Genomic DNA, 6,657 nt, shown 5'->3' with positions numbered 1-6,657 from the left:
TACCTTGGGATGGCCGACCACTCAATAGCGCAGGAAGTGAACTCTTTCATTGTAGCTAAAGATGGCTTTAGTTAAGTTTGGGTAAGTTTTACGAAGCAGTTAAGGCAATATTTTTGAGAAGGAGAATTTTTTGATGCGTGCTGGCAGCGGGCTAATCCGGCAACGACAAAAAATTCAATATCTTTGAGATTTTTGCCCTCTAGCTTCTAGTGTTGGGAAACCCTGCGTTAGAATTAAGCTATATATAGACAGGCGTGCAATGTATTGTACCAGTATAAAAAATCGAGCAGGCTTTAGAAGGCGGTAGCTGTGAAACCAATTCGTTCATTAGAAGATGCTTTAAACCGCTGTCAGGCTATGGGAATGCGCTTGAGCCGCCAGCGTCGATTTATTCTAGAGCTTTTGTGGGATGCAAAAGAACACCTCTCGGCTCGCGAAATTTACGATCGCCTGAACCAACAAGCAAAGGGGATCGGTCATACTTCTGTTTATCAAAATCTGGAAGCTTTGTCGAGAGAAGGGATTATTGAGTGCATCGAACGCTCGGAGGGACGCTTGTACGGGAATGTCAGCGACTCTCACTCTCATGTCAATTGTCTGGATACGGCTCAGATTCTCGACGTTCATGTGGAATTGCCGATCGACTTGATTGAACAAATCCAACAGCAAACAGGTGTCAAAATTGTAGACTACCGGATAGATTTCTACGGATATAGATCGGCAGAGTCAGCTACGGCAGCATCAACTGCTAGCGATACGCCAAAAGCTTCGTAAATGATGAGGCAGCCACTGTTAGAAGCAAAAGGGATATTTTTGCTATGGCTGTTCAAGGTATAAAATGATTCAAATATTGATAGTTGCTCGATCGGGCCGAGGTACGTAGTTGGGCTTTAGCCCTCTTTACACATACCTCTAAAGAGGGCTAAAGCCCAACTACGTACCTTGAAACTCAAACTCGATCGGCAAGTTGGGCGATCGGGAAATAAAATGTAGCACTAAGTAAAAAAAATAGCTCTACCCTCTATACGTATAAAGTTGGGAGAAAATCCGGGTTTAGTACCCGCTTGATTTTTTAGTCGGACCGAATCGATCGAAATTTTGTGTAGCAACATTTTCAGAACCCTGGCAAATTTATCTGTGGAGTCAAGACGAAAATCGAAGATCGAAAATTGAAAATCGCTAGACTGACGGGGCTTTCTAATGTTTTTTCAGCTAAACTGCACCGGAAGCAGTGAATAATTGTTGGATAACTGGTATGATTTACGTGCTTCTTGAGCCTAAAATACTTGGAAGCAAGCAGTGGGGCTAGACACGAACCTCACTACAAAACGCCGTAAAGGGAAAAATTGCAAGTACCTTGAAGGAAATTCTAGATCTCCTTAACAGGAGTCAGAAGCCCACATCGCAATCGATGATTTGATGTGGGAGTGTCACGGAGAGAGCGCATTACAGGACAGGCTGAAGTAATGGCGAGACGACAATCTGACCAATTCCACACACCACCCAAATACAACCCATCCCCCAAACCGACGGCACAGTTGAGTGCAGAGGCGACAGGCGATGCAAGTTCCTCCCTCACGGCGTCGCCGAGGGAGGGGAAAAGAACTTTTTGGCAGTGGCAACTGATCTGGCTGAGTCTCCTGGTGGGATTTGGAGTAACGGGTGCCGCTGCATTTCTGTGGCTGCTGACGATGCCACCGCCACCGAATTGCCAGCAACTGTCGCCATTGGCGGCGGACGGAGAGCGACTTTACTGCGCTCAGCAAGCTGCTAAATCGGGCAAGCTAGAACAGCTAGAATCGGCAATAGGACTGGTGCAGGCTTGGCCGAAAGAACACCCGCTATACTCGCAGGGCCAACATTTGATCGGGGAATGGTCGAAAGCCATGCTCGCATTTGCCAGGGCGAAAATTGAGCTGGGCGATTTGAAGGGGGCTCTGGCAATTGTGGCAAAAATTCCGAAAACCAGTCCGTCTTACCCAGAGGTACAGGATGCTGTGACTGCTTGGGAAAAAAATTGGCAGGAGGGTCAAAAACTCTACGATACAGCGCTAGCAGCTTTGAAAAGTGAGGATCTGAGGAAGGCATGGGATTACGCTCAAGCTCTGTTTAAGCTGGAAAATATTTTCTGGAGTCAGAAGCGCTACAACGAGCTGATTCAGCAAATTTCTCTGGAAAGAAACGGCTGGCAGCGCTTGCAAGAGGCTAGAAATTTGGCGCAGGAGGGAACTCCGCAAAAGTTCGCTGAGGCGATCGTCCTGGCTCGCAAAATAGACCCGCAGCTTTTTGCCCGCGGTAAAGCAGAAAAGGAAATTGAGGGCTGGAGCCGGACTTTGCTGGCAATGGCGACTAAGCGGTTGAAGGGGAAAGACCTTCCGGGGGCGATCGAGGCTGCTTCTGTGGTGCCCCAAGATTCGCCACTGTTTGCGGAAGCTCAAGATTTGATGCAGTTGGGTAGGGCTCAGGCGGTGATGTGGAACCAGTCGGTATCGACGCCACTGGCACAACATATTTTTACTTTGCTCGAAGGGCAGGGGGCTGCTAGCCAAATTGCTCCTGGCCGACCTCTGTACAAGCAGGCTCAAGTTCAAGTTGAAAGTTTACAGGTGCAGTTTCAAGATTTACTGCGGCTGCAAGTGGCAAGCACGATCGCGAGTTTCGGTCAAATCGGGGCGCTTCAGATGGCGATCGAGCAAGCGCAAACCATCGGGCCTCGTCAGCCGCGGCGGGTTCACGCTCAAACTTTGGTGGCTACTTGGCGCCGCGAAATTCAGCGGATCGAAGACCAAGCTTTTGTGAACCTGGCGAAGCAGTTGGTAGCACCGGGAACGGTTGAAGGACTTAAGGGCGGCATTGCTCAGGTACTTCTGATCTCTCAAAACCGTCCCCGCAGAGTAGAGGCGCAAACTCTCCTGGCTCAGTGGACGAAACGCATAGAAGTTATTCAAGATCAGCCTTTTTTAGATGAGGCGATCGCCCTGGCCAAGCAAGGAAAACTGACCGCGGCTATTGACAAAGCTTCGGAAATTAAGAGCGGTAGGACTCTTTACGCTAAAGCTCAGGATAATGTCTATCAGTGGGTGAGCGAACTGCAAGTTGCTCAGGATCGTCCGATTCTCGATCGAGCTGCGGAATTAGCATCTCAAGGTAGTCTGTCGGCGGCGATTAATATGGCTTCCCAAGTCGGTTACGGTAGGGCGCTGCACTCAGAGGCAGCAGGTGCGATCGGGCGCTGGAGCGCCGAACTGAGAGTCAACACTGCGCCGCCGCCGGAACCCGCTCGCGAGTACGCGCCGGCTCCGCGACAGGAAGAGTACGCGCCGGCTCCGCGACAGGAAGAGTACGCCCCGGCTCCCGAGCCGGCTCCGGCTCCCGAGCCTTACTATCCGCCCGCCAGACAAGAGGCTCCGGCTCCGGCTCCAGAACCTTACTATCCGCCCGCCAGACAAGAGGCTCCGGCTCCGGCTCCGGAACCTTACTATCCGCCCGCGAGGGAGCCGGAACCTTACTACCCGCCCGCGAGGGAGCCGGAACCTTACTATCCGCCCGCGAGACAACAGGCCCCGGCTCCGGCTCCGCAACCTGCTCCTCCTCCGGCTCCGGCTCCGGAACCGGCGCCTTCGATTCCTCAGCCGGCTGGACCTCCTGATGCTAATTTGATCCCCGAGTAATTGGGTTTTAGGGGAGGCGCGTCTAACATCTCACATCTAAAATATAAAATCGAGTGAGTAATTTGCAACTGCTGTCGATCGATCCCGACCCCATTTTCCGACTGGGGCTGAGAGTCGCCTGCGAGCAGTATCCAGACTTGGAAGTTGTCGCAGATGTGGGCACGGGAACCGAGGCGTTGGAGGTTCTGGAAGCTCGATCGACCGCCTCTCTCTGGGCCAAGAAGCCCGTTGATTTGGTAATTTTGGCTGTTGAGAGGTTAAGTTTGCGATCGGGTCTAATACAGACGCTGGCAGTTTGTGGCGAGTTCAAAAATTTGTACCCCAACCTACCGCTGTTGCTCCTAGGTGGGCCACTCGCACCGGATCAGTTGGGGCAGTTACAAGCTGCGGGCGCGAAGGGCTATTGTCCTAAAGATAGAGATATTTCCGAGACAATAGAAGCTATTCGCGTGGTAGCATCCAGCGGCACTTATTGGCCGACAGATACGCCAGCGAACTCTCAAATAGAGCTAAATTCAGCGACGGTTAAAACAATAGAAAATTCCGCAGCCAATCCAGAAGAAAATGCTGAGAGTCTGACAATTGATACGCCCGTACACAAAAAAATTCTGGCTTATTTTTGTGTGTCTGGATTGCGAGAAATAGATGCAGCTTTGGCAATTGTCAAAGCTGATTTGGAACAGATCAAAGTGGCAGATTCGACAGACTTAGCCACTATTTTAGATGGGATTGTAGTCAGCGGGCGCCGCCGAGAATTGCTGGCTGCTCGTTGGATTGTCAGTCAGTTATTGGAAGTCCGAGGGAAGTCGGAAGAAGTCCGAGGGGAGAAGGAAGAGTCCGAGGGGAGAAGAAAGACGGGAGAAGAAAGAGGGGAGAGTTTGTGGGATAATTCTCAGTTGCAAGTCACGAATTCCCGAGGTTCGGGTCAATCTTTGGTGCTGACAAATAATTGGCAAGGTAGCTTGTTTGACTCGGTGGCTGCTAAATTGCAGGTGGATTTGGTGAATTTGACGGGGGTGCCTTTGGAGATCGATATTTTGCGATCGACCAAAAAGCACGAATTGATGAGTTCCATCCTGCGGAAGTTACGGGAGTTGCTAGAGGAATTGCGCTTGGGGCAAGTGCAGCAAACTCAATTTTCGGAAAAAATGCCTGCTATTTTGCGGGATTTGTGGGAAGCGACAATCATAGATTTTTTTGGCAGATACTATACGCTGCAAACGGGAGAAAATCTGGTTGTTGACAGCAGTCAAACAAGCTTGAAACTACTGCCAGAAAGTCAAGGGGAAATCGCTGCTAATTTATGGGGCGGCAGCGGCGTAGAAGTGGTGCCGGTGCTGCTGGCAGATGAAACAGCAGTTGCCACGGAAATCCTTGATAAAATTCCGATGACAGTTGATTTATTTGCACATTTGCTATTTGAAATTCCCCTCACAGTTGACAATCTTTCTTGTGTTGCTGGCAGCCCGCAAGCGATGCAGCGAGCAGAAGCTTTGTTGGAAAATTTGGTAATTCAAGTTGCTAGCGGAGTCGTGCAGCCTCTGCTCAATAATTTTGCAGATATTGAGGAAATCAAGCAAACTTTTTACGATGGCAAGTTGATTTCAACACGAGAAATTGAGCGGTTTCGGAATGATTTATCGTGGAGATATCGCTGGGATAGCTATTTTGTAGAACCTAAAGCTATTTTTGAAAGCAGGTTTTGGCTGTTTGTGTTGGGCGATTCTGGAATTAAGAGAATTTCTATTTATGCTCCAAGAAATCTGGAGTTAGCACAGTTGTCTGGGTGGCAGTTGGCTTTAACTTTGGTGCTGGAAACTCGGGATGCGATCGCACCTAGGGTTCGCGCTGTTATTTCGCTGTTGGGTACTGCTGTTGTTTACGTTTTGACGCAGGTTATCGGGCGGGGAATTGGTTTGATCGGGCGGGGAATTATCCAAGGTATTGGCAATTCTTTGCAGGATAGCAAGTTTGGCAAAAATGGCTGAGGGAACAGTTGACAGTTGACAGTTGACAGTTGACAGTTGTCCGAGAAGGGTTAAAAACCGCAAAGCCTGCCAGAATTATTTCGTTTGTCCGAGGGGTGCATCTGGGTTTGGCAAATATGTTTGTAGGGGCGAAGCATGACCTCCGTGAATATGAGAGTATAACTAATAACTTATATGCGGTCATGCTTCTTCAGGCTTCAAAAACCAGAGGCACCCGAAGAGTGAACAGGACAATGTACGGGAGTGAACGGATTGAGATAAATCAGTATGATGAGAGATAATTGGTAATTGTTAATTGATGATTGATGGTATTATAGATAATGAATTAATGTTATAAGGTTGACTTTTTATGAGTATTATGATAGCGATTGATGCCGATCGCATAAACAGTTTAGATTTGTCTCCGGTGCGGACTGTTATTGAACAGTGGCTGGCCACAGGAGCGATCGCCCAAAACGAACAACAGGTACAATTTGAAATTGAGTATCCGCGCGAAGAATTAGATCCGCGAGAAATATCGGAACTTCCCGAAGTGCGGCTGTGGTTTATTCGCTTGGATGCTTGTTATCCTTGGTTGCCATTTTTGCTGGATTGGAAAGCCGGAGAATTGGCCCGGTATGCCGCGATGTTAGTGCCGCACCAATTCCACCGCACCCAAGGCATTCAGTACAATCCTGAAGCTTTGGAAATGTTTTTGATGAGCAAAATTTTTGTGTTGACTGATTGGTTGAACCAGCAGGGAATTCCGAGTAAATCGAAGTTGATGGCAATGTCGCAGATGTTTGGTTACGATTTGGATGATGCTTTTTTTGATGTCATCGTGCCTTATTCGGGTTTGTGATTTCCTGGATGAATCGGCGGTTAGTTGAAACTGGTTCCAATCACCTCGTATTTCAATTACCCGGCGGTTGAAACCGCGTCTACACAAACCAAACCCACCTCCGTGGGTTAAAGATTTTATTTGATAATTTTCCATCTCCGAATACCTTCTTCGTCCA

General features: G+C 48.9%; 4 protein-coding genes. All 4 read left to right on the top strand.

Going from position 1 to position 6,657, the window contains the following annotated elements; all coding sequences use genetic code 11:
• Positions 1 to 309 precede the first annotated feature (309 nt).
• The 4 genes from JGK20_RS32030 (at position 310) to JGK20_RS32015 (ending at position 6,500) form a co-directional block, all read left to right on the top strand.
• A complete protein-coding gene (locus JGK20_RS32030) occupies positions 310 to 774 on the top strand; it encodes a Fur family transcriptional regulator (protein WP_293187058.1) in 465 nt (154 codons plus the stop codon).
• A gap of 692 nt (positions 775 to 1,466) precedes the next feature.
• A complete protein-coding gene (locus tag JGK20_RS32025; protein ID WP_293233499.1) occupies positions 1,467 to 3,671 on the top strand; it encodes a hypothetical protein in 2,205 nt (734 codons plus the stop codon).
• A 53-nt stretch (positions 3,672 to 3,724) separates the two neighbouring features.
• Positions 3,725 to 5,659 carry a DUF3685 domain-containing protein gene (locus JGK20_RS32020; protein WP_293226750.1) on the top strand — a complete coding sequence of 645 codons (1,935 nt, stop codon included), beginning with the start codon at positions 3,725 to 3,727 and terminating at the stop codon, positions 5,657 to 5,659.
• Between the two features lie 349 nt (positions 5,660 to 6,008).
• Entirely contained in the window at positions 6,009 to 6,500 is a 492-nt protein-coding gene (locus JGK20_RS32015; RefSeq protein WP_293193853.1) for a CRR6 family NdhI maturation factor, read from the top strand.
• Positions 6,501 to 6,657 lie beyond the last annotated feature (157 nt).

This window comes from Microcoleus sp. PH2017_05_CCC_O_A (assembly GCF_020738785.1).
Lineage (GTDB): Bacteria > Cyanobacteriota > Cyanobacteriia > Cyanobacteriales > Microcoleaceae > Microcoleus.
This window is presented reverse-complemented; position numbering and strand designations above follow the sequence as displayed.

Excerpts from the sequence above, each read along its gene's own strand:
- JGK20_RS32015 (WP_293193853.1), top strand. The coding sequence starts at position 6,009 with ATGAGTATTATGATAGCGATTGATGCCGATCGCATAAACAGTTTAGAT.
- JGK20_RS32025 (WP_293233499.1), top strand. The coding sequence starts at position 1,467 with ATGGCGAGACGACAATCTGACCAATTCCACACACCACCCAAATACAAC.